Origin of the sequence: Enterobacter asburiae, assembly GCF_001521715.1 — a bacterium.
GTDB classification, from domain to species: Bacteria; Pseudomonadota; Gammaproteobacteria; order Enterobacterales; family Enterobacteriaceae; genus Enterobacter; species Enterobacter asburiae.
On the sequence record NZ_CP011863.1, the window covers coordinates 4038601 to 4063517 of the forward strand.

The following is a 24917-nucleotide window of genomic DNA, read 5'->3' on the forward strand; positions in this document are numbered from 1 at the left end:
CCTCTCCCTGTGGGAGAGGGTTGGGGTGAGGGCATCAGGCCGCACATTCCCCGTCAATGTCACATCAAAAATCCGCTTTTAACACCACGCGGTAGCGGGCTTTGCCGTCACGCACGTGCTGGATCGCTTCGTTGATTTTCGACATCGGATACAGTTCGGTGGTCGGGGCCACTTTGGTGCGTCCGGCAAACTTCATCAGCTTGCGCAACTCAAACGGCGTACCGGTCGCGGAGCCTGACACGCTGCGATCCCCGCCGATCAGGGTAAACGCCGGAACCGGCAGCGGCTTCATTACCGCACCGACGGTATGGAAGTTGCCGCCGTAGGCCAGCGCCTCAAAGTACGGCTGCCAGTCGAGATCCACGTTAACGGTGTTGATGATCAGGTCAAACTGACCCGCCAGCGCGTTCAGCGCTTCAGGATCGCGGCTGTTCACGACTTTATCCGCACCCATCGCCAGCACTTCTTTCTCTTTCGCCGGGTTCGAGCTGAATGCCGTGACTTCACAGCCCATCGCGTGAAGCAGCTTGATAGCGATATGGCCCAGACCGCCAATACCAATCACGCCCACGCGGCTGGTGGCGGTGATATGGTGCATCAGCAGGGGTTTGAAGACGGTGATACCGCCGCACAGCAGCGGACCGGCGGATTCGATATCAATGCTGTCCGGCAGCGGGATGACCCATTGCCAGTCGGCGCGCAGTTTGTCGGCAAAACCGCCTTTGTTCAGAATAGTGGGAACGGCGCCCTCGAGGCAGTTGATCTGATTGCCGCTGATACAGGCATCGCAGTGACCACAGCTGCGTGCCGTCCAGCCAATGCCCACGCGCTGGCCCACTTTCAGCCCTTTGTCCTGCGCGGCGCTACCGAGCGCCACGACGCGGCCAATGACTTCGTGCCCGGCAACCAGCGGATAGCTCGAGAAGCCCCATTCGTTGTCGATCATCGAGAGATCCGAGTGGCAGATCCCGCAGTAATCAACCTGTACTTCGACGTCTTCAGCTTTTAGTTCGCCCGCATCGTACTCGTACAGCTCAAGTTCTGCACCCGCCTGCGGTGCGGCGTAGCTTTTTATCTTCGACATCGTGTTTCCCCCGTTGTGGTGTGAACTGAGAGTGTAGAGCATTCAGTTTACAGCCGCTTAACAGAAGAGGGCAGGAACGAAACTTACAGACTTTTCAGCATTCGGACTTCGCAATCAACGTGGCCGGTACAGCCCAGCGGTGCATCGATATGCTCAAAGCCCAGATGTTCATACAGGCCGATGGCCTCTTTGAGGAAAGCGGTGGTTTCAAGGTAGCAGCGTGTAAAACCCTGCTTACGCGCGTGGTCCAGCGCAATCAGCGCCAGCTTTTTTGCCAGTCCTTGCCCGCGCGCCGTTGGCAGGAAATACATTTTCTGCAGCTCACAGATATCCGGCTCGCTGCAGCTGAGGGGCGCCACGCCGCCGCCGCCCACCACCCGGCCGTTCTGCTCGATTACCCAGTAGGCATGCCCTGGCTGGCTGTAGAGCTGGTAAAGCTCGTCCAGGTTCGGGTCCGCAACCGTGTAGCCTTTGTCAGCCGTCAGGCCATATTCGGCAGAAACGGTGCGGATAACGGCGGCGATAGCCGGGTTATCCTGCTCAGTGATCCGACGCATCGTCGTCGCGACGGGGGTAATCACGCTCATAGCATTACTCATAACAAAAATTGACACATAACTGCTGTTAATAGCACCGCAGAAAGGGGAGTGCAAGCGAGGAGTTTTCAGGAAGGATACCCCTTACGCCCTGAAGCGTAAGGGGTAAAAGCATTACAGGGCTGCGATAACCGCCTGCTGCTCAATCAGCTTGGTCTTCGCATCGGCGAAAGCAACCAGACGCTCACGCTCTTTCGCGATGACCGCTTCCGGCGCGCGGGCGACAAAGCCTTCGTTCGCCAGCTTGCTTTCGATTTTGCCAATTTCCACGTCGACTTTCGCCACTTCTTTCGCCAGACGAGCCAGCTCGGCGTCTTTGTCGATCAGGCCCGCCATCGGGATCAGCAGCTCGGCGCCGTCGATGATTTTGGTCACGGAAACCGGACCTTTATCATCCGCAGGCAGCACGGCGATGCTTTCCAGACGTGCCATGGTTTTCAGGAAAGTGTTGTTCTCGGTGACGCGACGAACGGCAGCCTCGCTGCAGCCACGAAGCAGCAGCTCCAGCGGTTTGCCAGGGGCGATGTTCATTTCAGCACGGATGTTACGTACCGCAACGATCGCCTGTTTCAGCCACTCGGTATCCGCGGACGCCGCTTCATCAACCTTGGCCGCATCGAATTCCGGGAACGGCTGCAACATGATGGTATCTGCGTTGATGCCTGCAATCACCTTCACGCGCTGCCAGATGGTTTCGGTGATAAATGGAATGACCGGATGCGCCAGGCGCAGCAGACCTTCCAGAACGGTAATCAGAGTGTTGCGCGTGCCGCGCAGTTCCGCCTCAGTGCCGCCGTTCATCACCGGCTTCGCCAGCTCCAGATACCAGTCGCAGAACTGGTTCCAGGTGAATTCGTACAGGATGCCCGCGGCGATATCGAAGCGGTAGCTGTCCAGCGCCTCGCGGAACGCTTTCACCGTCTGGTTGAATTCCGCCAGGATCCAGCGATCTGCCAGAGACAGCGTCATCTCGCCGCCGTTGAAGCCGCAATCCTGATCTTCGGTATTCATCAGCACGAAGCGGCTGGCGTTCCACAGTTTGTTACAGAAGTTACGGTAACCTTCCAGACGCTTCATGTCCCAGTTGATGTCACGACCGGTAGAGGCCAGTGCCGCCAGGGTGAAGCGCAGGGCGTCGGTACCGTGAGACTCGATCCCGTTCGGGAACTGCTTCTCGGTGCGCTTGCGGATTTTCTCAGCCAGCTGCGGCTGCATCATGTTGCCGGTACGTTTTTCCAGCAGATCTTCCAGAGAGATACCGTCAACCATGTCCAGCGGGTCGATCACGTTACCCTTGGACTTGGACATCTTCTGGCCTTCGTCGTCGCGGATCAGACCGGTCATGTAGACGGTATGGAACGGAACCTGCGGCTTGCCGTCTTCGTCTTTGATGAAGTGCATGGTCATCATGATCATGCGGGCAATCCAGAAGAAGATAATGTCGAAGCCGGACACCATTACGCTGGTTGGGTGGAACTGACGCAGCGCGTCGGTGTTTTCTGGCCAGCCGAGGGTGGAGAAGGTCCACAGCGCGGAGGAGAACCAGGTGTCCAGCACGTCTTCGTCCTGACGCAGCGCAACGTCCGCGCTCAGGTTGTTTTCCTGACGCACTTCGTCTTCGCTACGGCCAACGTAAACGTTGCCTTCGTTGTCGTACCACGCCGGGATACGGTGGCCCCACCACAGCTGACGGGAGATACACCAGTCCTGAATGTCGCGCATCCAGGAGAAGTACATGTTTTCGTACTGCTTCGGCACGAACTGAATGCTGCCGTTTTCAACCGCTTCGACAGCCGGTTTCGCCAGCACGTCGGCACGCACGTACCACTGGTCGGTCAGCATTGGCTCGATAACCACGCCGCCACGGTCGCCGTACGGCACGGTCAGATCGTGAGGTTTGATCTCTTCCAGCAGGCCAAGCGCGTCAACGGCTGCCACGATGGCTTTACGCGCGGCAAAACGCTCCAGCTTCTGGAACTCAGCCGGGATGTCGCTGGAGTAGACGTCGGATTCGTTGCCTTTGGTGTCATATACTTCAGCACTTTCACGGATATCACCGTCAAAGGTCAGGATGTTGATCATCGGCAGGGCGTGACGACGGCCGACTTCATAGTCGTTGAAGTCGTGCGCAGGGGTGATTTTTACGCAGCCGGTGCCTTTTTCCATATCGGCGTGTTCGTCGCCCACAATCGGAATACGGCGGTTTACCAGCGGCAGCACCACGAATTTGCCGATCAGATCTTTATAACGCGGATCTTCCGGGTTAACGGCCACGCCGGTATCGCCCAGCAGGGTTTCCGGACGGGTTGTTGCAACCACCAGGTAATCTTTACCGTCGGCGGTTTTTGCACCATCGGCCAGCGGATAGCGGATGTGCCACATGGAGCCTTTAGACTCGCGGTTTTCCACTTCCAGGTCAGAGATGGCGGTGCGCAGTTTCGGATCCCAGTTTACCAGGCGTTTGCCGCGGTAAATTAGGTCTTCTTTGTACAGGCGGACGAAGACTTCTTTAACGGCGTTGGACAGGCCTTCGTCCATGGTGAAGCGCTCGCGCTCCCAGTCCACGGAGTTGCCGAGACGGCGCATCTGACGGGTAATGGTGCCGCCGGATTCCGCCTTCCACTGCCAGATTTTGTCGATGAACGCGTCGCGACCGTAGTCGTGGCGGGTTTTTCCTTCTTCAGCGGCAATTTTACGCTCAACCACCATCTGGGTCGCGATACCCGCGTGGTCAGTCCCCGCCTGCCACAGGGTGTTTTTACCCTGCATGCGCTGGTAGCGGATCATGGTGTCCATGATGGTCTGCTGGAAAGCATGACCCATATGCAAACTGCCGGTGACGTTCGGCGGCGGGATCATGATGCAGAAGGACTCTTTGCTTTCGTCGCCGTTAGGCTTGAAATAGCCCTGCTGTTCCCAGTGCTCGTAAAGCGGCTGTTCGATATCGCGTGGGTTATATGTCTTTTCCATTATTTCCAGGTTGCCGTATTCAGGTTAAAACCAGCCAGGCGGTACGCTTTATAGCGTTCGCGCGCCAGTTGTTTCAAAGATTCTTCGTAAGGGACAAAGTCTACCACTTCTGTGAAAGCGGTGGCAAAATCTGCAAAATCTATCCGCAGGCTAATCAGAATATCGCGCGCGCTGCTGTTGCGCTTTTGCGGCCAGGCAATTTCAACCGGTGCACCGCCGCGCGGGCCTTCGCCCGACAGATTATGCGGCACAAAACTCTCCGGCGGGCGCGCCCACAGCGCTTCATCCAGGCGAATCGCCTGCTGTTCATCTTCACAGGCAATCAGAACGCGTTTACCTGCGCGCCAACGTTCTGCGGCAATTTCACACACCAGCTGTTCGACGGCGCTGAGGCCATCCTGATGGGTGTCGTTGTCCAGAAGGTAGAACGTTGCATTCTTCATATATGGGGCTTCTTGTGCTCACTTTAAATACTTAAGCCGGGTGGCGGCTTCGCCTTACCCGGCCTACGGTTTACTGCCGTTTTGACTTACTCGTCGCCGTTAAAACCCGCACGATTGAGCAGGAACTGCGACAGCAGCGCCACTGGACGACCGGTGGCGCCTTTGGCTTTACCGGAGCGCCATGCGGTGCCCGCGATATCCAGGTGCGCCCAGTTGTACTTGCGGGTGAAGCGTGCCAGGAAGCAGCCCGCGGTGATCGCACCGCCAGGACGTCCGCCAATGTTCGCCATATCCGCAAAGTTGGACTCCAGCTGATCCTGATACTCGTCACCCAGTGGCAGACGCCATGCGCGGTCCCCGGCCTGCTCTGAGGCACCAATAAGCTCGTGCGCCAGCGGATTGTGGTTCGACATCAGGCCGGTGATGTGGTGGCCCAGCGCAATCACGCAGGCACCGGTGAGGGTGGCGACGTCAATTACCGCTTCAGGCTCGAAGCGCTCAACGTAGGTCAGCACGTCACAGAGCACCAGACGGCCTTCGGCGTCGGTGTTCAGCACTTCAACGGTCTGGCCGGACATGGTGGTCAGAACGTCACCCGGACGATAGGCGCGCCCGCCAGGCATGTTTTCGCAGCCCGCCAGAACGCCGATCACGTTGATAGGCAACTGTAGTTCCGCGACCATGCGCATCACGCCGTAAACCGCCGCCGCGCCGCACATGTCGTACTTCATCTCATCCATGCCTTCGGCAGGCTTGATGGAGATGCCGCCGGAGTCGAAGGTCAGGCCTTTACCGACGAGCACAATCGGGCGCGCGTCTTCGGACGGATTGCCTTTGTACTCGATGACGGACATCAGGGATTCGTTCTGCGAGCCGTTACCGACCGCCAGGTAAGAGTGCATGCCCAGCTCTTTCATCTGCTGTTCGCCGATGACGCGGGTAATGACGTTTTTGCTGTAGGCGTCGGCCAGCTGACGCGCCTGAGAGGCCAGGTACGCCGCGTTACAGATGTTAGGCGGCATGTTGCCGAGATCTTTGGCCGCTTTAATGCCGGCTGCGATCGCCAGACCGTGCTGGATCGCGCGTTCGCCGCTGGTCAGCTCGCGACGGGTTGGCACGTTAAAGACCATTTTACGCAGCGGACGACGCGGCTCGCTTTTATTAGTCTTCAGCTGATCGAAGCTGTACAGGCTCTCTTTTGCCGTTTCAACCGCCTGACGCACTTTCCAGTAGGTGTTACGCCCTTTAACGTGCAGTTCCGTCAGGAAGCAGACGGCTTCCATTGAGCCGGTATCATTCAGCGTATTGATTGTTTTCTGAATCACCTGCTTATACTGACGTTCATCAAGCTCGCGTTCTTTGCCGCAGCCAATCAGCAGAATACGTTCTGACAGCACGTTCGGAACATGGTGCAGTAACAGCGTCTGCCCAGGTTTGCCTTCCAGTTCGCCACGGCGCAGCAGGGCGCTAATATAGCCGTCACTGATTTTATCGAGTTGCTCGGCGATCGGGGAGAGTCGGCGTGGTTCAAAGACGCCCACAACGATGCAGGCACTCCGCTGTTTCTCCGGGCTACCGCTTTTTACACTGAACTCCATGCACTACGCTCCTGAATCTTAAAGACAACGGCGGCAGCTACGGATAGAATTGAAACCTTTCGTAACTCATGTCCGCTGTTGTGGTGACTTCGTGTTAATCTTACGTTACTACGGTTTCGACACGTCAGAAAAAGTCCTGAAGCGTGAATCCGCCGGATGTTTTAATCTTAGCGATGATTTCGACGACTCAAGAGAATAAATGACGTTTAAGCCATGAAACAAGCGATTTTCCAGCAAAGAGACGGGTTTTTACGGGCGTATTTAAAGTGATAATCATAAGATATCTGGTGCGGGAGACGCTCAAAAGCCAACTGGCGATCCTCTTCATCCTGCTGCTGATTTTTTTCTGTCAGAAGCTGGTTAAGATCCTCGGTGCGGCCGTTGACGGCGAAATTCCAACAAATCTGGTGCTTTCCCTGCTTGGTTTAGGGATCCCGGAAATGGCGCAGCTCATCCTGCCGCTAAGTCTTTTCCTTGGCCTGCTCATGACGCTTGGGAAACTCTACACCGAGAGTGAAATCACGGTGATGCATGCCTGTGGCCTGAGCAAAGCGGTACTGGTGAAAGCGGCCATGATACTGGCGCTGTTCACGGGTATTGTCGCGGCGGTGAATGTGATGTGGGCGGGTCCCATGTCTTCCCGTCATCAGGACGAAGTGCTGGCCGAAGCGAAAGCCAACCCCGGCATGGCAGCCTTAGCTCAGGGTCAGTTCCAGCAGGCGACCGACGGCAACTCCGTGCTGTTTATTGAGAGCGTTGACGGCAGTAAATTCAACGACGTATTCCTGGCGCAGTTACGTCCCAAAGGTAACGCGCGTCCTTCCGTGGTGGTTGCAGACTCCGGTCAGCTTGCTCAGCGCAAAGATGGTTCTCAGATCGTGACGCTGAACAAAGGCACCCGTTTCGAAGGCACCGCGATGCTGCGCGACTTCCGTATTACGGATTTCCAGAACTATCAGGCCATTATCGGCCACCAGGCGGTGGCGCTCGATCCAACGGATACCGAGCAAATGGACATGCGCACCCTGTGGAATACCGATACCGACAGAGCGCGCGCTGAGTTCCACTGGCGTATTACGCTTGTATTCACCGTGTTTATGATGGCGCTGATTGTCGTTCCGCTGAGCGTGGTGAACCCGCGCCAGGGACGCGTGCTCTCTATGCTGCCGGCGATGCTGCTTTACCTGATCTATTTCCTGCTGCAAACCTCGATTCGTTCTAACGGCGCGAAGGGTAAGCTGGACCCTATGGTCTGGACATGGTTCGTCAACAGCCTGTACATCTTACTGGCGCTGGGATTAAACCTGTGGGATACGGTGCCTGTGCGCCGCATACGTGCCCGATTCTCGCGTAAAGGAGCCATCTAATGCAGGCGTTTGGCGTTCTTGATCGCTATATCGGTAAAACCATTTTTACCACCATCATGATGACGTTGTTCATGCTGGTGTCGCTCTCCGGCATTATCAAATTTGTCGACCAGCTGAAAAAAGCCGGGCAGGGGAGCTATGACGCGATGGGCGCGGGGATGTATACCCTGCTCAGCGTGCCGAAAGATGTGCAGATCTTCTTCCCGATGGCGGCCCTGCTGGGCGCGCTGCTGGGGCTGGGAATGCTGGCGCAGCGCAGTGAGCTGGTCGTTATGCAGGCCTCGGGCTTTACCCGCATGCAGGTCGCGCTGTCGGTAATGAAAACCGCGATCCCACTGGTGCTGTTGACCATGGCGATCGGCGAGTGGGTTGCGCCGCAGGGCGAACAGATGGCGCGTAACTACCGTGCGCAGGCCATGTACGGCGGCTCGCTGCTCTCGACTCAACAAGGTTTATGGGCGAAAGACGGTAAAAACTTCGTCTACATCGAACGGGTGAAGGGGAATGATGAACTGGGTGGGGTGAGCATCTATGCTTTCGATGACCAGCGCCGTCTGGAGTCAGTCCGCCACGCCTCTTCGGCGAAATTTGACGCCGAGCATAAACAGTGGCGTTTGTCCCAGGTCGATGAGTCTGACCTGACCGATCCGAAACAGATCGCCGGTTCTCAGACGGTCACCGGTACATGGAAGACCAACCTGACGCCCGATAAGCTCGGTGTTGTTGCGCTGGACCCTGACGCGCTCTCCATCAGCGGTTTACACAACTATGTGAAATACCTGAAGTCGAGCGGGCAGGATGCAGGACGTTACCAGCTCAACATGTGGAGCAAGATCTTCCAGCCGATGTCCGTGGCGGTGATGATGCTGATGGCGCTGTCGTTTATCTTCGGCCCGTTACGCAGCGTGCCGATGGGCGTGCGCGTCGTGACCGGTATCAGCTTCGGCTTTGTGTTCTACGTGCTCGATCAGATCTTCGGTCCGCTGACGCTGGTTTATGGCATTCCGCCGATAATTGGAGCGCTGCTGCCAAGCGCAAGTTTCCTCCTGATCAGCCTCTGGCTGCTGTTGAAACGCTCCTGATCGACCTCTCCTCGCTTCCGGTTAACCGGGAGCGAGGCTAATCTCCTGTTTCACCCCGCACTTTCTCTCACAACCTTCAACGCCTCGCCCTGAATTTGAGTATTATTGAGCGATAAAGTCGTGAAGGGATCCTCTATGAAGCAAATTCGAATGCTTGCCCAGTATTACGTCGACCTGATGATGAAGCTTGGGCTGGTGCGTTTCTCCATGCTGCTTGCGCTGGCGCTGGTCGTTCTGGCCATTGTTGTGCAAATGGCCGTCACCATGGTTCTGCATGGTCAGGTCGAGAGTATCGACGTCATCCGCTCCATCTTCTTTGGCTTGCTCATTACGCCCTGGGCAGTCTATTTCCTTTCCGTGGTGGTTGAACAGCTGGAAGAGTCCCGTCAGCGTCTGTCAAAACTGGTCGATAAACTGGAAGAGATGCGCGAACGCGACCTGAAGCTCAACGTCCAGCTAAAAGACAACATTGCGCAGCTGAATCAGGAGATCTCCGATCGTGAGAAGGCGGAAGCCGAGCGTCAGGCCACGCTGGAGCAGCTAAAGATCGAAATGAAAGAGCGCGAGGTCACGCAGATCCAGCTTGAGCAGCAATCCTCTTTCCTGCGGTCGTTCCTCGATGCTTCGCCGGACCTGGTGTTTTACCGTAATGAAGATAAAGAGTTTTCCGGCTGTAACCGGGCGATGGAGCTGCTCACCGGGAAAAGCGAGAAGCAGCTGATTAACCTGAAGCCGCAGGACGTTTACTCTGAAGAGGCGGCGGCCAAGGTCATGGAGACGGACGAAAAAGTATTCCGCCATAACGTCTCGCTGACCTATGAACAGTGGCTGGATTACCCGGACGGACGCAAAGCCTGCTTTGAGATCCGTAAGGTGCCCTACTATGACCGCGTGGGGAAACGCCACGGCCTGATGGGCTTTGGCCGCGATATCACCGAGCGTAAGCGCTATCAGGACGCCCTGGAGCGCGCCAGCCGTGATAAGACTACCTTTATCTCCACCATCAGCCACGAGCTGCGTACGCCGCTTAATGGCATTGTCGGGCTGAGCCGTATTCTGCTGGATACCGACCTGACCGCAGAGCAGGAAAAATACCTCAAGACTATCCATGTCTCCGCGGTCACGCTGGGTAATATCTTCAACGATATTATTGATATGGATAAGATGGAGCGCCGTAAAGTTCAGCTTGATAATCAGCCTGTTGATTTCACCAGCTTCCTTGCAGATCTCGAAAACCTGTCCGGCCTGCAGGCGCAGCAGAAGGGACTGCGTTTTATCATGGAGCCAACCCTGCCGCTGCCGCATAAAGTGGTGACTGACGGCACGCGTCTGCGCCAGATCCTGTGGAACCTTATCAGCAACGCGGTGAAATTTACCCAGAAGGGGCAGGTGGCGGTGCGCATCCGCTTTGACGAAGGCGATATGCTGCACTTCGAGGTGGAAGACTCCGGGATGGGTATTCCGCAGGAGGAGCAGGACAAAATTTTCGCGATGTACTACCAGGTGAAGGACAGCAACGGCGGGAAACCGGCTACCGGAACCGGCATTGGCCTGGCGGTCTCTAAGCGGCTGGCGAAGAGTATGGGGGGCGATATCACCGTTGCCAGCCAGCCGGGTAAAGGGTCAACCTTCACGCTGACGGTCCATGCGCCGGCGGTGGCGGAAGAGGTTGAAGACACCTTTGAAAACGACGACATGCCGCTGCCCGCGCTTCACGTCCTGCTGGTGGAAGACATTGAGCTGAACGTAATTGTGGCGCGCTCGGTGCTGGAAAAACTGGGCAACAGCGTTGATGTCGCGATGACCGGTAAGGCCGCGCTGGAGATGTTTAAACCGGGCGAATACGATCTTGTCCTGCTGGATATTCAGCTGCCGGATATGACCGGGCTGGATATCTCGCGTGAGCTGACGCGTCAGTACGCGGCCGACGAACTGCCGCCGCTGGTGGCGCTGACGGCGAACGTGCTGAAAGATAAAAAAGAGTATCTCGATGCCGGTATGGACGATGTACTCAGCAAGCCGCTGGCGGTGCCTGCTCTGACCGCCATGATTAAGAAGTTCTGGGATACCCGTGATGAAGAGGAGAGCACCATGACGTCTGTTGATAGCGCAAAAGCCCAAACGATACTCGATACCGCGATGCTGGAGCAGTACATCGATCTGGTTGGCCCGAAACTGATTACCGATGGTCTGGCGGTGTTCGAAAAAATGATGCCGGGCTATCTGAGCGTGCTGGAATCAAACCTGACCGCCCGGGACCGGAAGGGCATCGTCGAAGAAGGACATAAAATTAAAGGTGCGGCCGGCTCGGTCGGCTTACGCCATCTGCAGCAGTTGGGTCAACAGATTCAGTCGCCTGATTTACCTGCATGGGAAGATAACGTGGGTGATTGGGTTGAAGAGATGAAACAAGAGTGGCAAAACGATGTGGCGGTGCTTAAAGCCTGGGTCGACGCCAGAAAAAAATGACCCCGGCTTAACCGGGGTGCGCGAATACTGCGCCAACACCAGGGAAATCGTGGCTGCGCCTGTTTTATAAAGTTATTTTCGAAAGGGCGCTGCCTGAAAAATTTAGGCCGCACGCAGATAAGATAGCAAATCTTAAATGGTTTGTTACATGAATCAGTGAAATGTGTGAAGCATAGCGTTTTAATCAAAATTATTAATGTGCTTCAGCAAGTTGCAGAAAAGGATTGTCATGATGAAAAAGATTGGTGTCGTGCTGAGCGGATGCGGTGTTTTCGATGGTTCTGAGATACATGAAGCCGTAATCACGCTGCTGGCCCTGGCAAAGCACGGAGCAGAGGTTATTTGTTTTGCGCCAGACAAAAATCAGGCGGATGTGATTAATCATCTGACCGGCGAGCCGATGGCGGAAACCCGTAATGTACTGATTGAAGCCGCGCGTATTGCGCGAGGTGATATCCATCCTCTTATTCAGGCAGACCCTACAGAGCTTGATGCGCTCATTGTGCCGGGTGGGTTTGGCGCGGCCAAAAATCTCAGTACCTTTGCTGCGCAGGGGGCGGAGTGTCAGGTCGATCCTCATTTAAAGGCGCTGTCGCAGGCCATGCATGCGGCTGGAAAACCGCAGGGCTTTATCTGCATCGCGCCGGCAATGCTGCCCAGGATTTTTGATTTCCCGCTGCGTCTGACTATCGGGACGGATATTGATACCGCAGAGATCGTCGAGGAAATGGGGGGCGAACACGTTCCGTGCCCGGTTGATGACATTGTAGTTGATGAAGATAACAAAATTGTCACCACCCCGGCGTATATGCTGGCGAATAATATCGCTGAGGCGGCCTCAGGCATTGAAAAGCTGGTGGCACGCGTGCTGGTGCTGACTGAATGAGGCGTAAATTTGCCGCAGGCGCAGGGGTGAAACGTTTTCTCTTGCGCATCGTACTTGTGCTGGCTGTATTCTGGGGAGGCGGGCTGGCTTTATTCAGCATTATGCCGGTTCCGTTCTCTGCCGTTATGGTTGAGCGCCAGCTTAGCGCGTGGTTCAGCGGCGATTTCAGCTACGTTGCCCACTCTGACTGGGTGAGCATGGACGAGATCTCCCCGTTCATGGGGCTGGCGGTCATCGCGGCGGAGGACCAGAAATTCCCGGAGCACTGGGGGTTCGACGTTGCGGCCATTGAGAAGGCGCTAGCCCATAACGAACGCCATGAAAACCGCGTGCGCGGTGCGTCAACCTTGTCGCAGCAGACGGCCAAAAATCTGTTTCTGTGGGATAGTCGAAGCTGGGTGCGAAAAGGGCTGGAAGCGGGGTTGACCCTGGGGATGGAAACGGTCTGGAGCAAAAAACGCATTCTGACCGTCTATCTGAACGTCGCTGAGTTTGGCGACGGTATATTTGGCGTGGAAGCTGCCGCACAGCGGTATTTCAATAAGCCAGCCAGCCGTCTGAGCATGTCAGAAGCGGCGCTATTGGCCGCTGTGTTACCGAACCCCATCCGCTTTAAGGCCAGTGCCCCATCAGGGTACGTGCGAAGCCGTCAGGCGTGGATTATGCGCCAGATGAATCAGCTGGGTGGAGAGGGGTTTATGCAGCGTAATAATCTTATGTAGAGCGGGTAAGCGCAGCGCTACCCGCCTGAATAGCAGACCTTAATCTTCGTCGAACCCTGCGTTAAACAGGGCAATCACCGCCGCCAGAGCTTCCTCTTCCTGAGGACCGGTGGCTTCTACCTCAATCTGGCGCCCTTTGGCGGAATCCAGCATCAGCAGCGCAATCACGCTGTTCGCCTCCGCTTCGGTACCTTCGTCATTCCGCAGCAGAACCTCTGCATCGAAACCCTGCATCAGCTCAAACAGCTTCATCGCCGGGCGTGCATGCATACCCAGCTTGTTGGTGATCTCAACGGTTTGTTTTACGGTCATGTTTTACGTTTTTCCAGCGTGCGATGACGGGACTGAACGTTCTTCCCGCGCGAGCGGAAATAGTCGGCCAGCTGTTCGGCGATGTAAACCGAACGATGTTTACCGCCGGTACAGCCAATCGCCACCGTCAGGTAGCTACGATTGTTTGTCTCCAGCATAGGTAACCATAGCTCAAGGTAGCTTCGCGTCTGGTAGATAAAATTGTGTACTTCTGTGTGCCGGTCGAGGAACGCCGCGACGGGTTTATCCAGGCCGGTCATTGGACGCAGCTTCGGATCCCAGTGCGGGTTCGGCAGGAAGCGCACGTCGAAAACGTAGTCCGCATCGATTGGAATACCGTGCTTAAAGCCGAAGGATTCGAACACCATCGTCAGTTCGCGCTCGCGTTTACCCAACAGCCGGGTACGCAGCATTTCCGCCAGCTCGTGAACGGACATCTCAGAGGTGTCGACAATCAGGTCGGCACGAGAACGCAGCGGCTCCAGCAGGTCGCTCTCTTCATCGATAGCGCTCTCCAGAGAGAGGTTCTTGCTGGATAGCGGGTGCAAGCGACGGGTATCGCTGTAGCGGCGGATTAGCGTATTGCGGTCTGCGTCGAGGAACAGCAGCTGAGGCGAGAACGCGTCAGGCAGGTTGCTCATGGCCTGTTCGAAGATCTCTGGCGATTCAGGCATGTTACGAACGTCGATACTGACGGCGGCAGAGGTTTGTCTCTCCGCCAGCGTGCGGGCCAGGTCGGGTAACAACACGACCGGCAGGTTATCGACGCAGTAAAAACCCATGTCTTCCAGCGCGCGCAGAGCAACGGATTTCCCCGACCCTGAACGGCCACTGACAATCATCAGCACCATGTTCCGTTTCTCCTCAGGACAACAGATGTGAAGGCCATCTCCTGGTTATGCATCATCCTGATTGCCTTCTGCTTCAGTGATAATTTGATAGAGCTCTTCATCACTTTGGGCCGAGCGCAGTCGACGGCAAATGGTTTTATCGGCCAGACGTTTTGCGACCAGCGACAGCGTATGCAGATGGGTTTTCGTCTGGTCGGCAGGCACCAGCAGCGCGAAGAGGAGATCGACAGGCTGGTTATCAATGGCATCGAAGGCGATGGGTGTTTCAAGCTGCACAAACACACCCACGGCACGCAGGGTATCCTCTTCCAGTTTGCCGTGCGGGATCGCGATGCCGTTGCCGATACCGGTACTGCCCATTTTTTCACGGGTCAGAATCGCTTCGAATACCACCTGCGGCGGCAAGCCCAGCTGTTTTGCAGCCAGTTCACTGATGATCTCCAGCGCACGTTTTTTGCTCTGGCAGTGAACCGCACTGCGGGTACATTCCTGGTTAAGGACATTGCTCAGTTGAAGAGCGGAATCGTTGTTCATCATAATTTCACCTAAGCGCTAACTGTACAAATGGCCTGTTGTGTTTCACAACAGGCCGTCCTGCACCCGTTAACTGCCCGGACAATTAGTGTTGTTTCAGTTTATCTTTATGTTTATTGAGCTGTCGTGCAAGCTTATCAATCAAGCCGTCGATAGCAGCGTACATGTCTTGCCCTTCCGCACTGGCATGCAGTTCACCCCCGTTAACATGCAGGGTGGCATCCGAGATATGAGTCACTTTCTCCACTTTCAACACAATATAGACCTGATTGATCCTTTCGAAATACTGCTCGAGTTTTGCAAACTTCGCGTTCACAAAGTCGCGTAAAGCCTCAGTAATTTCGACGTTTTGTCCAGTGATGTTGAGCTGCATAGTGTCTTCCTTATCGGTTGTGTCAAACCAGCTGTTTACGCTGGTTGGACGGCGGAATGGATAAAGACTCTCGATACTTCGCAACAGTACGACGTGCCACCATAATACCCTGATCGGACAGCATGGTGGTTAACTTACTGTCGCTTAGTGGCTTCGCGGGGTTCTCCGCGGCGATCAACTTCTTCACCAGGGCACGAATAGCCGTTGACGACGCTTCGCCGCCGCCCTCGGTATTCACATGGCTGGAGAAGAAATACTTAAGCTCAAATATACCGCGTGGACTATGCAGATACTTCTGCGTGGTGACACGGGAAATGGTTGATTCATGCATCTCGACGGCCTGGGCGATATCCGCCAGTACCATCGGTTTCATGTACTCTTCGCCCTGCTCAAAGAACGCCTGCTGCTGTTCGACAATACAGCGGCTGACGCGTAGCAGCGTATCATTTCGGCTCTCCAGACTTTTGATCAACCATCGCGCTTCCTGAAGATTGCTACGAATATATTGATTGTCGGAGTCGTTACGCGCGCTGGTGCACATGGAGGCATACTGCTGGTTGATTTGCAGGCGAGGGATGCTGTCTGAGTTCAGTTCAACGACCCAGCGGTCATTGTGTTTTCTGACCAGCACGTCCGGGATGACGTACTCGGGCTCGCTGGTCTGGATCGACTGTCCCGGGCGCGGATCGAGCGACTGGATCAGATTCACCGCTTCTTTCAGCACCTCTTCCTTCAGGCGCGTGACGCGCATCAGGGAGCGGAAATCGTGGTTGGCCAGCAGATCCAGATGATCGCTAATAATTAAGCGCGCCTCGTCGATCCATGGCGTCTCTTTGCTGAACTGAGATAGCTGGATCAGCAGGCAGTCGCGCAGATCTTTTGCGGCCACGCCTACCGGATCGAAACGCTGGATGCGCTTCAGTACGGCTTCGACTTCCTCAAGCTCAATCTCGTCGTCGCCCATGCTTTCCAGGATATCGTCCAGCGTGACGGTCAAATAGCCGGTGTCGTCAACGGCATCGACAATTGAGGTGGCAATCGCGCGGTCGGTATCGGAGAAGGGGGTGAGTTCCACCTGCCACATCAGGTAATCCTGCAGCGACTGGGTGGTCTCTCCCTGATAGACCGGTAGCTCATCATCCTGGTAGTCTGCACGCGTACCGGAAGGAGTTCCGGCGGTGTAGATTTCATCCCAGCTGGCATCCAGCGGTAGCTCGTCGGGCATCTCTTTTTGTTCGAGTGCATCCGCGGTGTCGAGCGCTTCTGTATCCTGTGACTGCTGAGTATCTACCTCGTCATGAAGATCGGTTTGTTCCAGCAGGGGGTTGCTGTCCAGCGCCTGCTGGAGCTCCTGCTGAAGTTCTAACGTGGACAGTTGCAACAGGCGAATTGCCTGCTGTAGCTGCGGCGTCATTGCCAGTTGTTGGCTGAGCCTTAATTGCAAACCTTGCTTCATGTTCAGAGCATTTTTCTCCGGTTCGGCGTTACGTTACCTCTACCCTATCAGAGTCTGAAGTCTTCCCCAAGATAGACGCGCTTAACATGATCGTCTTCGAGGATCTGCTGCGGCGTACCGTGGGCGATCAGATTGCCCTGGCTCACAATATACGCGCGTTCACACACGGCCAGCGTTTCACGGACGTTGTGGTCGGTGATCAGTACGCCAAGCCCGCTGTCACGCAGGTGTTCAATGATACGTTTAATGTCGATAACCGAGATCGGGTCAACGCCCGCAAACGGTTCATCCAGAAGGATAAATTTCGGGTTTGCGGCCAGCGCACGCGCAATCTCAACGCGGCGGCGTTCACCCCCGGAGAGTGCCTGACCGAGGCTGTCGCGCAGATGCTCAATATGGAACTCTTCCATCAGCTCGTTGGCACGATCCTGACGCTGTTCGCTGGTCAGATCGTTACGAATTTGCAGGACCGCCATCAGGTTATCGTAAACGCTGAGACGACGGAAAATGGAGGCTTCCTGCGGCAGGTAGCCGATTCCGCGACGCGCGCGCGCGTGCAGCGGCAGAAGGCTGATGTCTTCATCGTCAATGATAATGTTGCCGGCATCACGCGGCACAATGCCAACGACCATGTAGAAGGTGGTGGTTTTACCCGCACCGTTAGGGCCAAGCAGCCCTACAATTTCGCCGGAGTTGACGGTCAGACTGACATCTTCTACGACACGGCGGCCCTTGTAGGCCTTCGCGAGATTTTTTGCAGTTAATGTTGCCATAACGAATTAGTTACTCTTCTTCTGTGCCGGGGCCTGGCCTTTGCCTTTGTCCTGCAGCTGCGACGGAACCAGTACGGTTGTGACGCGTTTGCCTTTCTCGCTGGAGGCCTGCATTTTTTGCTCTTTCACCAGATAGGTGATCTGGTCGCCGGTGATGTTGCTGTCCAGCTGTTCCAGATACGCATTTCCGGTCAGGATGACCAGGTCCTTCGCCAGCTCGTAGTGCATGTGCGAGGCGTGGCCTTTCACCGGCTTGCCGTTGTCCTGCATCTGGTAGAAGGTTGCCGGGTTGCCGTAACCATCAATGATCTCTTTGCCCTGCTCGCCACCCGGACGGGTCACGACCACTTTGTCGGCGTTAATTTTGATGGTGCCCTGAGTCATGACGACGTTACCAGTGAAGGTGACGACGTTGCCCTGCATATCGAGAGACTGGGTATCAGACTCGATATGGATCGGTTGGTCGGTATCGCCCGTTACAGCAAGCGCGGGGAGACTGGTCGCCAGCATCGCGCTGGCGATAATTACTTTAAGGCTGAGTTTGTTTGTTTTGAATTTCATAGGAGGTTCTAACCTTTTCAATCAGCTCGGCGTTCTTGCTGCGTAAGTTCCCGCGCATTCTCAAACCGCTGGAATTAAATGTTGTGCCATACAGTGTGACCAGATCCTGCGAGGTCACGTCCTGGGTTACCAGGTTAATCTGGGCATTATCCGTCGTAATTTTTCTCAGTTGCGAGTCAGCGGTCAGGGCGTTGACTTCAACGTGACCATACAGATAAAGCATACGGTCATTTGTCAGTTTTGCCCGATCTGACTTAATTGACCACGTCGGCACTTTGTCCTTATCAAATGTGGTCATGACAGGCTGGGTAAACCACGAAATACCGTCATCTGAAAAATATTCAACATGCTGGGCAATCAGGCGATAGTTCAGCGCGCCTTCCGGGCTGTAGACCACGGTGTCGCTGTGATCGCTTTTATAGGTTGGATCGTTATTGTTGACCACTTCCGTTTGCGTATCGTCGCGATCGGCAAGGTTCACGCCAATCAATACCAGTGCGACAAGCGAAAGCAAAATGATAATCCAGCGTCTGGTTTTACTCATATCGATTGCCCTTTGGCCTCATCAAGCTTGCCCTGCGCCAGCAAAAGCAGATCGCAGACTTCACGTACGGCACCGCGGCCTCCGTTGATGTGGGTAACGTAGTCAGCGCGCGGGATCAGCAGCGGATGCGCATCGGCAACGGCGATGCTCAGCCCGACTTCAGCCATCACGGGCCAGTCAATCAGATCGTCCCCGACGTAGGCCACGTTTTCCGGCGCGATAGCCAGTTTACCCAGTAAATCCTTAAACGCCGCCATCTTATCGGATTGACCCTGATACAGATGGGTAATTCCTAAGGTTTCACAGCGGTCTTCTACCAGTTTAGCTTTTCGCCCGGTGATGATAGCCACCTCAATACCGGAAGTGAGCGCACAGCGGATGCCGTAGCCGTCGCGAACGTTAAACGCTTTCAGCTCTTCACCATTATTGCCCATGTAAATCAGGCCATCGGAAAGTACGCCATCCACGTCCAGGATGAGCAGACGAATGTTTTCCGCCTTCGCCATCATCTGGGTGCTGACCGGTCCATAACAGGTTGCAAGGGATGCACCCGCATTACTCATTGTCTTATCCTTCATTACACTACGCCTGCGCGCAGCAGATCATGCATATGTACCACACCCAGCAACTGGTCGCCATCGGCAACCATCACTGAGGTAATGTGACGGGACTGCATCAGGTTCAGCACATCCACTGCCAGCGTTCCCGGACGCACGCGGATACCGCCCGGCGTCATCACATCGGCAATGCCGAGCGTGCGGACATCTACACCCATGTCGAACACGCGACGCAGGTCGCCATCGGTGAAGATCCCCTGAATTTTCATCAGATCGTCGCACACGACCGTCATACCCAGATTCTTACGGGTGATTTCCAGCAGCGCATCACGCAGGGAGGCTTCTTTACTGACGTGAGGGATCTCGTCCCCGGTGTGCATAATATCGTTTACCCGAAGCAGAAGCTTGCGCCCCAGCGCGCCGCCCGGGTGGGAAAGCGCGAAATCCTCCGGCGTAAAACCGCGGGCTTCGAGCAGCGCGACGGCAAGCGCATCACCCATGACCAGCGCTGCGGTGGTGCTGGACGTCGGCGCCAGGCCGAGCGGACAGGCCTCCTTGGGCACTTTCACGCACAGGTGAATATCGGCCGCCCGCGCCATGCTACTTTCCGGACGGCTGGTCATGCAAATAAGCGGCACCTGCAGTCGCTTCAGTACCGGGATCAGCGCCAGAATTTCATTGGACTCCCCGGAATTGGACAGCGCGATGACGATATCCTGCGGCGTGACCATACCCAGGTCACCGTGCGCGGCTTCCCCTGGATGTACAAAGAAGGAAGAGGTTCCGGTGCTGGCAAACGTTGCCGCCATTTTGCGTCCAATGTGGCCGGACTTACCCATCCCCATCACCACGACTTTGCCGGCACAGTAGAACATCTTCTCACATGCCAGACTAAAATCCTGATTAATGTACTGATCTAACTGCGCCAGACCTTCACGTTCAATCTCCAGAACCTCTTTGCCTGCTTTCTGAAAGTCAAAACCCGGCTGCAATTCTATTTGCGACATAATGCGTTTCCGTTTACCCAGAGAGAAGAGGCGAGAGCCAGTACAGCATCGCCATCCATACGATAAATCCACCCGTCAGCAGCGCGCCTGCGCCTTTGCCGATCTGTCTTTGCCGCCGCCAGCAGAGCAGGGCAAATATCACGCTGACCAATAACATCACGCCGTAGTCGCGTGAGAATGCCAGGGGATTAAAGGGCCCTGGCGTAATCAGGGCCGGCAGGCCCATCACAATGGCGATATTAAATATGTTGGAACCGATGATATTACCAATGGCAATGTCATCCTCACCTTTACGTGCCCCTGCAATCGCCGTGGCCAGCTCCGGCAGGCTGGTGCCGATGGCAATCACCGTCAGGCCAATGGTCAGTTCACTGATGGCGAAATAGTTCGCCAGCACCGTCGCGTTATCCACGACCATGCGCGTTGCCATCGGCATGATGATCAGCGCAACGCCAAGCCAGAGCAGGGCAACAGGCAGCGTGCCTTCTCGCGGCAGTTCGGCGACCTGCTCGCGCGTGAGGCTATCCTGACCCTGCTTCTCAGCCAGTCGGGCGATTTTAACACTATACAGCAGCCAGATGATGGCCAGCGCCAGCAGGAAAATACCGTCGCTGTAGCTCAGCACACCATCGTAAAATACGCAGCCTGCCAGCAGGCTTACGATTAACATTAGCGGCAATTCACGGCGTAGAACATCAGAATGCACGCGAAATGGATGGAGCAGTGCGGCCAGGCCTAAAATCAAGAGTATATTGACGATGTTGGAGCCAATTGCGGTACCTACTGCCAGGTCTAACTGACCATGCAGCGATGCCGAGACAGAGACGATGATTTCAGGAAGTGACGTTCCCACGCTGACAACGGTCATCCCGATGACGACAGGCGGTACGCCCGTCAGGCGACAGAGGATAGATGCAGCAAAAACTAAACGGTCAGCACTGTAGACCACCAAAAGTAAACCAATTATTAACAGTGCTGTTGCTAAAAGCATCAAAAGTCCTTTCTTCAGGTATACTCGTCGGTCCATCGCAGGGGAATGGCTGGACTGCATACAGTCTGAGGCGTAACGAATTCCTAATTTTGACTTTATGCGCCGGAAAAGTAAAACAAATGCCAGCTTTCGCTAACCTCAACGGCTATTATTCTGTAAAAATGCGGAGTTGAGGGCTGATTCAGGCGGCATGCCTTAACGTGAGCAGGGTAATAAAGGAACCATAAATGAGCCAAACGATGGCGAATTTAGTCGATGTTCGCGGCGTGAGTTTTTCTCGCGCCAACAGATTGATATTTGATGATATTTCGTTGACCGTACCGCGTGGCAAGATCACTGCCATCATGGGGCCGTCCGGGATCGGTAAAACGACCCTGCTGCGTCTCATTGGTGGGCAGATCCCACCCGATCGCGGTGAAATCCTCTTCGATGGCGAAAACATCCCGGAGATGTCACGTTCGCGTCTGTATACTGTCCGCAAACGAATGAGCATGCTCTTTCAGTCGGGAGCCTTGTTCACCGACATGAATGTCTTTGATAACGTGGCCTATCCGCTGCGCGAGCATACCAGCCTGCCGCCTGAACTGCTGAAAAGCACGGTGATGATGAAGCTCGAAGCCGTCGGTTTGCGGGGCGCCGCGAAGCTGATGCCTTCGGAGCTATCCGGCGGGATGGCGCGCCGCGCCGCGCTGGCGCGAGCCATTGCATTAGAACCTGATTTAATCATGTTCGACGAACCGTTTGTTGGACAGGATCCCATCACGATGGGCGTGCTGGTTAAGCTCATCTCTGAACTGAACAGCGCGCTTGGCGTCACCTGCATTGTGGTATCTCACGATGTACCTGAAGTATTGAGCATTGCCGATTACGCCTATATCGTGGCGGACAAAAAGATCGTCGCACACGGCAGCGCTCAGGCGCTGCAGGAAAATTGCGATCCGCGCGTGCGGCAGTTCCTCGACGGTATTGCCGATGGCCCCGTGCCGTTCCGCTACCCGGCGGGCGACTATCGTGACGATTTACTGGGAATAGGGAGTTAAGCCACTCATGCTGTTAAATGCGTTGGCCGCTCTCGGACACCGTGGCATAAAAACCATCAGGACGTTCGGGCGTGCCGGATTGATGTTATTCAACGCGCTGGTCGGCAAGCCGGAATTCCGCAAGCACGCACCGCTGCTGGTGCGGCAGCTTTATAATGTCGCCGTGCTGTCGATGCTCATCATCATTGTTTCCGGTCTGTTTATCGGTATGGTGCTTGGGCTACAGGGCTATCTTGTTCTGACAACCTACAGTGCAGAAACCAGCCTCGGGATGCTGGTGGCGCTCTCGCTGCTGCGTGAACTGGGGCCGGTTGTGGCGGCGCTGCTGTTCGCCGGGCGCGCGGGGTCGGCATTAACGGCTGAAATTGGCCTGATGCGTGCGACCGAGCAGCTCTCCAGCATGGAGATGATGGCGGTCGATCCGCTGCGTCGTGTGATCTCGCCGCGTTTCTGGGCTGGGGTGATCTCTTTACCGTTACTGACTATTCTGTTTGTCGCCGTGGGTATCTGGGGCGGTTCGCTGGTTGGCGTGCACTGGAAAGGCATTGACGCCGGTTTCTTCTGGTCCGCAATGCAGGATGCCATCGACCTGCGAATGGATCTGGTTAACTGCCTGATCAAAAGCGTGGTATTTGCCATTACGGTCACCTGGATTGCATTGTTCAATGGTTACGATGCCATCCCGACGTCGGCGGGCATTAGCCGCGCAACTACACGTACAGTCGTACATTCGTCGCTGGCCGTACTGGGTCTGGATTTTGTGCTCACCGCACTGATGTTTGGGAATTGAGTTCATGCAAACGAGAAAAAATGAAATTTGGGTCGGTGTATTCCTGCTGCTGGCGCTGCTGGCCGCGCTGTTTATCTGCCTGAGAGCGGCGGATATCACGTCTGTGCGCACCGAGCCGACGTATCGCATCTATGCCACCTTCGATAACATCGGCGGGCTGAAGGCGCGTTCACCGGTTCGTATCGGCGGCGTGGTGATCGGACGCGTATCTGACATTACGCTTGATGAGAAAACCTATCTGCCACGCGTCGCGATGGATATCGAAGAGCGTTACAACCATATCCCGGACACCAGCTCCCTTTCTATTCGCACTTCCGGCCTGCTGGGCGAACAATATCTGGCGCTTAACGTCGGCTTTGAAGACCCCGAGCTGGGAACGACTATCCTTAAAGACGGTAGCGTCATTCAGGATACGAAATCCGCGATGGTGCTGGAGGATATGATTGGTCAGTTCCTTTACAGCAGTAAAGGGGATGATAAAAAATCCGACGCTGCCCCAGCGCAGAGCGAAGATCATACCGACGTCGCACCGACGCCAGGTGCTGCGAATTAATATCAGGAGAAGTCATTCATGTTTAAACGACTGTTAATGGTTGCCATGCTGGTCATCGCCCCTCTTACCGCCGCCCACGCTGCGGATCAGAGTAACCCGTACAAACTGATGGACGAAGCGGCGAAAAAGACCTTCGACCGTCTTAAAAATGAACAGCCTAAAATTCGTGCTAATCCTGATTATCTGCGTGAAGTTGTTGACCAGGAGCTGCTGCCGTACGTGCAGATTAAATATGCGGGTGCGCTGGTGCTGGGACGTTATTACAAAGACGCGACCCCTGCGCAGCGTGATGCCTACTTTGCCGCGTTCCGTGAATACCTGAAACAGGCTTATGGCCAGGCGCTGGCGATGTACCACGGCCAGACCTATCAGATTGCGCCTGAGCAGCCGCTGGGCGATGCAACTATCGTCCCTATCCGTGTGACGATCATCGATCCTAACGGTCGTCCGCCGGTTCGTCTGGATTTCCAGTGGCGTAAAAACAGCCAGACCGGTCACTGGCAGGCGTATGACATGATTGCCGAAGGGGTAAGCATGATCACCACCAAACAGAACGAATGGAGCGATCTGCTGCGCACCAAAGGCATTGATGGCCTGACCGCTCAGCTGCAGTCTATCTCTCGCCAGAAAATTACCCTGGACGAGAAGAAGTAATGTCACAGCAACTCAGCTGGTCGCGTGAAGGCGAAACATTAAAGCTGTCCGGTGAACTGGATCAGGATCTGCTGAACCCACTGTGGGACAAACGCCACGAAGCGATGCAGGGCGTGACGCGTATCGACTTAACAGACGTTACGCGGGTGGATACGGCGGGTGTTGCGCTGCTTGCCCATCTGGTTGCCGTGGGGAAAAAGCAGGGGACAAGCGTTAAGCTTCACGGCGCGAGCGATAATGTCGTGACTCTTGCGCAGCTCTATAACCTCCCTGAGGACGTACTGCCTCGTTAATATTTTCAGTGCGTTACTTCCGAAAGCCCTGACTGTTTCATCGTCGGGGCTTTTTGCTTGTTTAAGACAACGCCACTTTGCTCTAAGATGTTGGGCTTGTTTTCACTATCAGATGATTAAGAACCCATGGAAAATCATGAAATCCAGACAGTGCTGATGAATGCACTCTCCCTTCAGGAAGCCCACGTCACTGGCGATGGCAGTCACTTCCAGGTTATTGCTGTGGGTGAGATGTTCGACGGTATGAGCCGCGTGAAGAAACAGCAGGCTGTGTACGCGCCGCTGATGGAATATATTGCGGATAACCGCATCCACGCCCTGTCGATTAAAGCGTTCACCCCGCAAGAGTGGGCACGCGATCGCAAACTAAACGGTTTTTGAGCTGAGGGCGACAGGCCCGCAGCACGGTTG

Annotated in this window: 27 protein-coding genes; 11 read left to right on the top strand and 16 right to left on the bottom strand. The window is 55.4% G+C overall.

Features of this window, described 5'->3' with window-relative positions; all coding sequences use genetic code 11:
- Positions 1-64: 64 nt before the first annotated feature.
- The 5 genes from ahr to pepA form a co-directional block, all read right to left on the bottom strand.
- Positions 65-1084 carry an NADPH-dependent aldehyde reductase Ahr gene (gene ahr, locus ACJ69_RS19540; protein WP_029739607.1) on the bottom strand — a complete coding sequence of 340 codons (1020 nt, stop codon included), beginning with the start codon at positions 1082-1084 and terminating at the stop codon, positions 65-67.
- Positions 1085-1167: 83 nt separating this feature from the next.
- Positions 1168-1671 carry a GNAT family N-acetyltransferase gene (locus tag ACJ69_RS19545; RefSeq protein ID WP_029739608.1) on the bottom strand — a complete coding sequence of 168 codons (504 nt, stop codon included), beginning with the start codon at positions 1669-1671 and terminating at the stop codon, positions 1168-1170.
- Positions 1672-1794: 123 nt separating this feature from the next.
- The gene (locus ACJ69_RS19550) at positions 1795-4650 is read right to left on the bottom strand and encodes a valine--tRNA ligase (protein WP_059347568.1); all 2856 of its coding nucleotides are present in this window, start codon (positions 4648-4650) and stop codon (positions 1795-1797) included.
- The gene (holC, locus tag ACJ69_RS19555; protein WP_008502815.1) at positions 4650-5093 is read right to left on the bottom strand and encodes a DNA polymerase III subunit chi; all 444 of its coding nucleotides are present in this window, start codon (positions 5091-5093) and stop codon (positions 4650-4652) included. Before holC ends, ACJ69_RS19550 begins: the two co-directional genes overlap by 1 nt.
- Before the next feature lie 86 nt (positions 5094-5179).
- Positions 5180-6691: a leucyl aminopeptidase gene (pepA, locus tag ACJ69_RS19560; RefSeq protein WP_023309366.1), complete on the bottom strand. Its 1512-nt coding sequence runs from the start codon at positions 6689-6691 to the stop codon at positions 5180-5182.
- Positions 6692-6957: 266 nt separating this feature from the next.
- Here pepA and lptF point away from each other — a divergent pair, with 266 nt between their 5' ends.
- The 5 genes from lptF to mtgA all read left to right on the top strand — a co-directional run bounded on the left by lptF (position 6958) and on the right by mtgA (position 13217).
- Positions 6958-8058 carry an LPS export ABC transporter permease LptF gene (gene lptF / locus ACJ69_RS19565; protein WP_024906345.1) on the top strand — a complete coding sequence of 367 codons (1101 nt, stop codon included), beginning with the start codon at positions 6958-6960 and terminating at the stop codon, positions 8056-8058.
- Positions 8058-9140 carry an LPS export ABC transporter permease LptG gene (gene lptG, locus ACJ69_RS19570; RefSeq protein WP_029739610.1) on the top strand — a complete coding sequence of 361 codons (1083 nt, stop codon included), beginning with the start codon at positions 8058-8060 and terminating at the stop codon, positions 9138-9140. The genes lptF and lptG overlap by 1 nt, the downstream gene beginning before the upstream one ends.
- A 135-nt stretch (positions 9141-9275) precedes the next feature.
- A complete protein-coding gene (gene arcB, locus ACJ69_RS19575) occupies positions 9276-11609 on the top strand; it encodes an aerobic respiration two-component sensor histidine kinase ArcB (protein ID WP_047646435.1) in 2334 nt (777 codons plus the stop codon).
- Positions 11610-11841: 232 nt separating this feature from the next.
- Positions 11842-12495: an isoprenoid biosynthesis glyoxalase ElbB gene (gene elbB / locus ACJ69_RS19580; RefSeq protein ID WP_059347853.1), complete on the top strand. Its 654-nt coding sequence runs from the start codon at positions 11842-11844 to the stop codon at positions 12493-12495.
- Entirely contained in the window at positions 12492-13217 is a 726-nt protein-coding gene (gene mtgA, locus ACJ69_RS19585) for a monofunctional biosynthetic peptidoglycan transglycosylase (protein WP_047646433.1), read from the top strand. Before elbB ends, mtgA begins: the two co-directional genes overlap by 4 nt.
- Before the next feature lie 39 nt (positions 13218-13256).
- Here mtgA and npr read toward each other — a convergent pair whose 3' ends face one another.
- The 11 genes from npr to ACJ69_RS19640 all read right to left on the bottom strand — a co-directional run bounded on the left by npr (position 13257) and on the right by ACJ69_RS19640 (position 21176).
- Positions 13257-13529: a PTS phosphocarrier protein NPr gene (npr, locus tag ACJ69_RS19590; RefSeq protein ID WP_003861872.1), complete on the bottom strand. Its 273-nt coding sequence runs from the start codon at positions 13527-13529 to the stop codon at positions 13257-13259.
- Positions 13526-14380 (bottom strand): RNase adapter RapZ, encoded by an 855-nt coding sequence (gene rapZ, locus ACJ69_RS19595; protein ID WP_014885397.1) that lies wholly within the window; start codon positions 14378-14380, stop codon positions 13526-13528. The genes npr and rapZ overlap by 4 nt, the downstream gene beginning before the upstream one ends.
- Before the next feature lie 45 nt (positions 14381-14425).
- Positions 14426-14917: a PTS IIA-like nitrogen regulatory protein PtsN gene (gene ptsN / locus ACJ69_RS19600; RefSeq protein WP_008501443.1), complete on the bottom strand. Its 492-nt coding sequence runs from the start codon at positions 14915-14917 to the stop codon at positions 14426-14428.
- 82 nt (positions 14918-14999) lie between these two features.
- The gene (gene hpf / locus ACJ69_RS19605; protein WP_008501444.1) at positions 15000-15287 is read right to left on the bottom strand and encodes a ribosome hibernation promoting factor; all 288 of its coding nucleotides are present in this window, start codon (positions 15285-15287) and stop codon (positions 15000-15002) included.
- Positions 15288-15309: 22 nt separating this feature from the next.
- A complete protein-coding gene (gene rpoN, locus ACJ69_RS19610; protein ID WP_023309360.1) occupies positions 15310-16743 on the bottom strand; it encodes an RNA polymerase factor sigma-54 in 1434 nt (477 codons plus the stop codon).
- Between the two features lie 47 nt (positions 16744-16790).
- Entirely contained in the window at positions 16791-17516 is a 726-nt protein-coding gene (gene lptB / locus ACJ69_RS19615; RefSeq protein ID WP_023309359.1) for an LPS export ABC transporter ATP-binding protein, read from the bottom strand.
- 6 nt (positions 17517-17522) lie between these two features.
- Complete coding sequence (gene lptA, locus ACJ69_RS19620) at positions 17523-18077, bottom strand: lipopolysaccharide ABC transporter substrate-binding protein LptA (protein WP_023309358.1); 555 nt, start codon at positions 18075-18077, stop codon at positions 17523-17525.
- Positions 18046-18621, bottom strand: coding sequence for an LPS export ABC transporter periplasmic protein LptC (lptC, locus tag ACJ69_RS19625; RefSeq protein WP_023309357.1), 576 nt, complete (start codon positions 18619-18621; stop codon positions 18046-18048). Before lptC ends, lptA begins: the two co-directional genes overlap by 32 nt.
- Positions 18618-19184, bottom strand: a complete 567-nt coding sequence (kdsC, locus tag ACJ69_RS19630; protein WP_023309356.1) for a 3-deoxy-manno-octulosonate-8-phosphatase KdsC — start codon at positions 19182-19184, stop codon at positions 18618-18620. Before kdsC ends, lptC begins: the two co-directional genes overlap by 4 nt.
- 14 nt (positions 19185-19198) lie before the next feature.
- Entirely contained in the window at positions 19199-20185 is a 987-nt protein-coding gene (gene kdsD, locus ACJ69_RS19635) for an arabinose-5-phosphate isomerase KdsD (RefSeq protein ID WP_023333606.1), read from the bottom strand.
- 13 nt (positions 20186-20198) lie between these two features.
- Positions 20199-21176, bottom strand: a complete 978-nt coding sequence (locus ACJ69_RS19640) for a calcium/sodium antiporter (RefSeq protein ID WP_047646430.1) — start codon at positions 21174-21176, stop codon at positions 20199-20201.
- A gap of 227 nt (positions 21177-21403) precedes the next feature.
- On the opposite strand from ACJ69_RS19640, the gene mlaF reads away from it, so the two are divergent.
- From mlaF to ibaG, 6 genes are all read left to right on the top strand, one after another.
- On the top strand, positions 21404-22216 hold the full coding sequence (gene mlaF / locus ACJ69_RS19645; protein WP_023309353.1) for a phospholipid ABC transporter ATP-binding protein MlaF: 813 nt from the start codon (positions 21404-21406) through the stop codon (positions 22214-22216).
- Between the two features lie 7 nt (positions 22217-22223).
- Positions 22224-23006, top strand: a complete 783-nt coding sequence (gene mlaE, locus ACJ69_RS19650; protein WP_023333605.1) for a lipid asymmetry maintenance ABC transporter permease subunit MlaE — start codon at positions 22224-22226, stop codon at positions 23004-23006.
- Positions 23007-23010: 4 nt separating this feature from the next.
- The gene (mlaD, locus tag ACJ69_RS19655) at positions 23011-23559 is read left to right on the top strand and encodes an outer membrane lipid asymmetry maintenance protein MlaD (protein ID WP_059347570.1); all 549 of its coding nucleotides are present in this window, start codon (positions 23011-23013) and stop codon (positions 23557-23559) included.
- Positions 23560-23577: 18 nt separating this feature from the next.
- On the top strand, positions 23578-24213 hold the full coding sequence (gene mlaC / locus ACJ69_RS19660) for a phospholipid-binding protein MlaC (protein ID WP_029739617.1): 636 nt from the start codon (positions 23578-23580) through the stop codon (positions 24211-24213).
- The gene (mlaB, locus tag ACJ69_RS19665; protein WP_029739618.1) at positions 24213-24506 is read left to right on the top strand and encodes a lipid asymmetry maintenance protein MlaB; all 294 of its coding nucleotides are present in this window, start codon (positions 24213-24215) and stop codon (positions 24504-24506) included. The genes mlaC and mlaB overlap by 1 nt, the downstream gene beginning before the upstream one ends.
- A gap of 126 nt (positions 24507-24632) precedes the next feature.
- Positions 24633-24887, top strand: a complete 255-nt coding sequence (ibaG, locus tag ACJ69_RS19670) for a BolA family iron metabolism protein IbaG (RefSeq protein ID WP_008501458.1) — start codon at positions 24633-24635, stop codon at positions 24885-24887.
- The last annotated feature ends 30 nt before the right edge of the window (positions 24888-24917 follow it).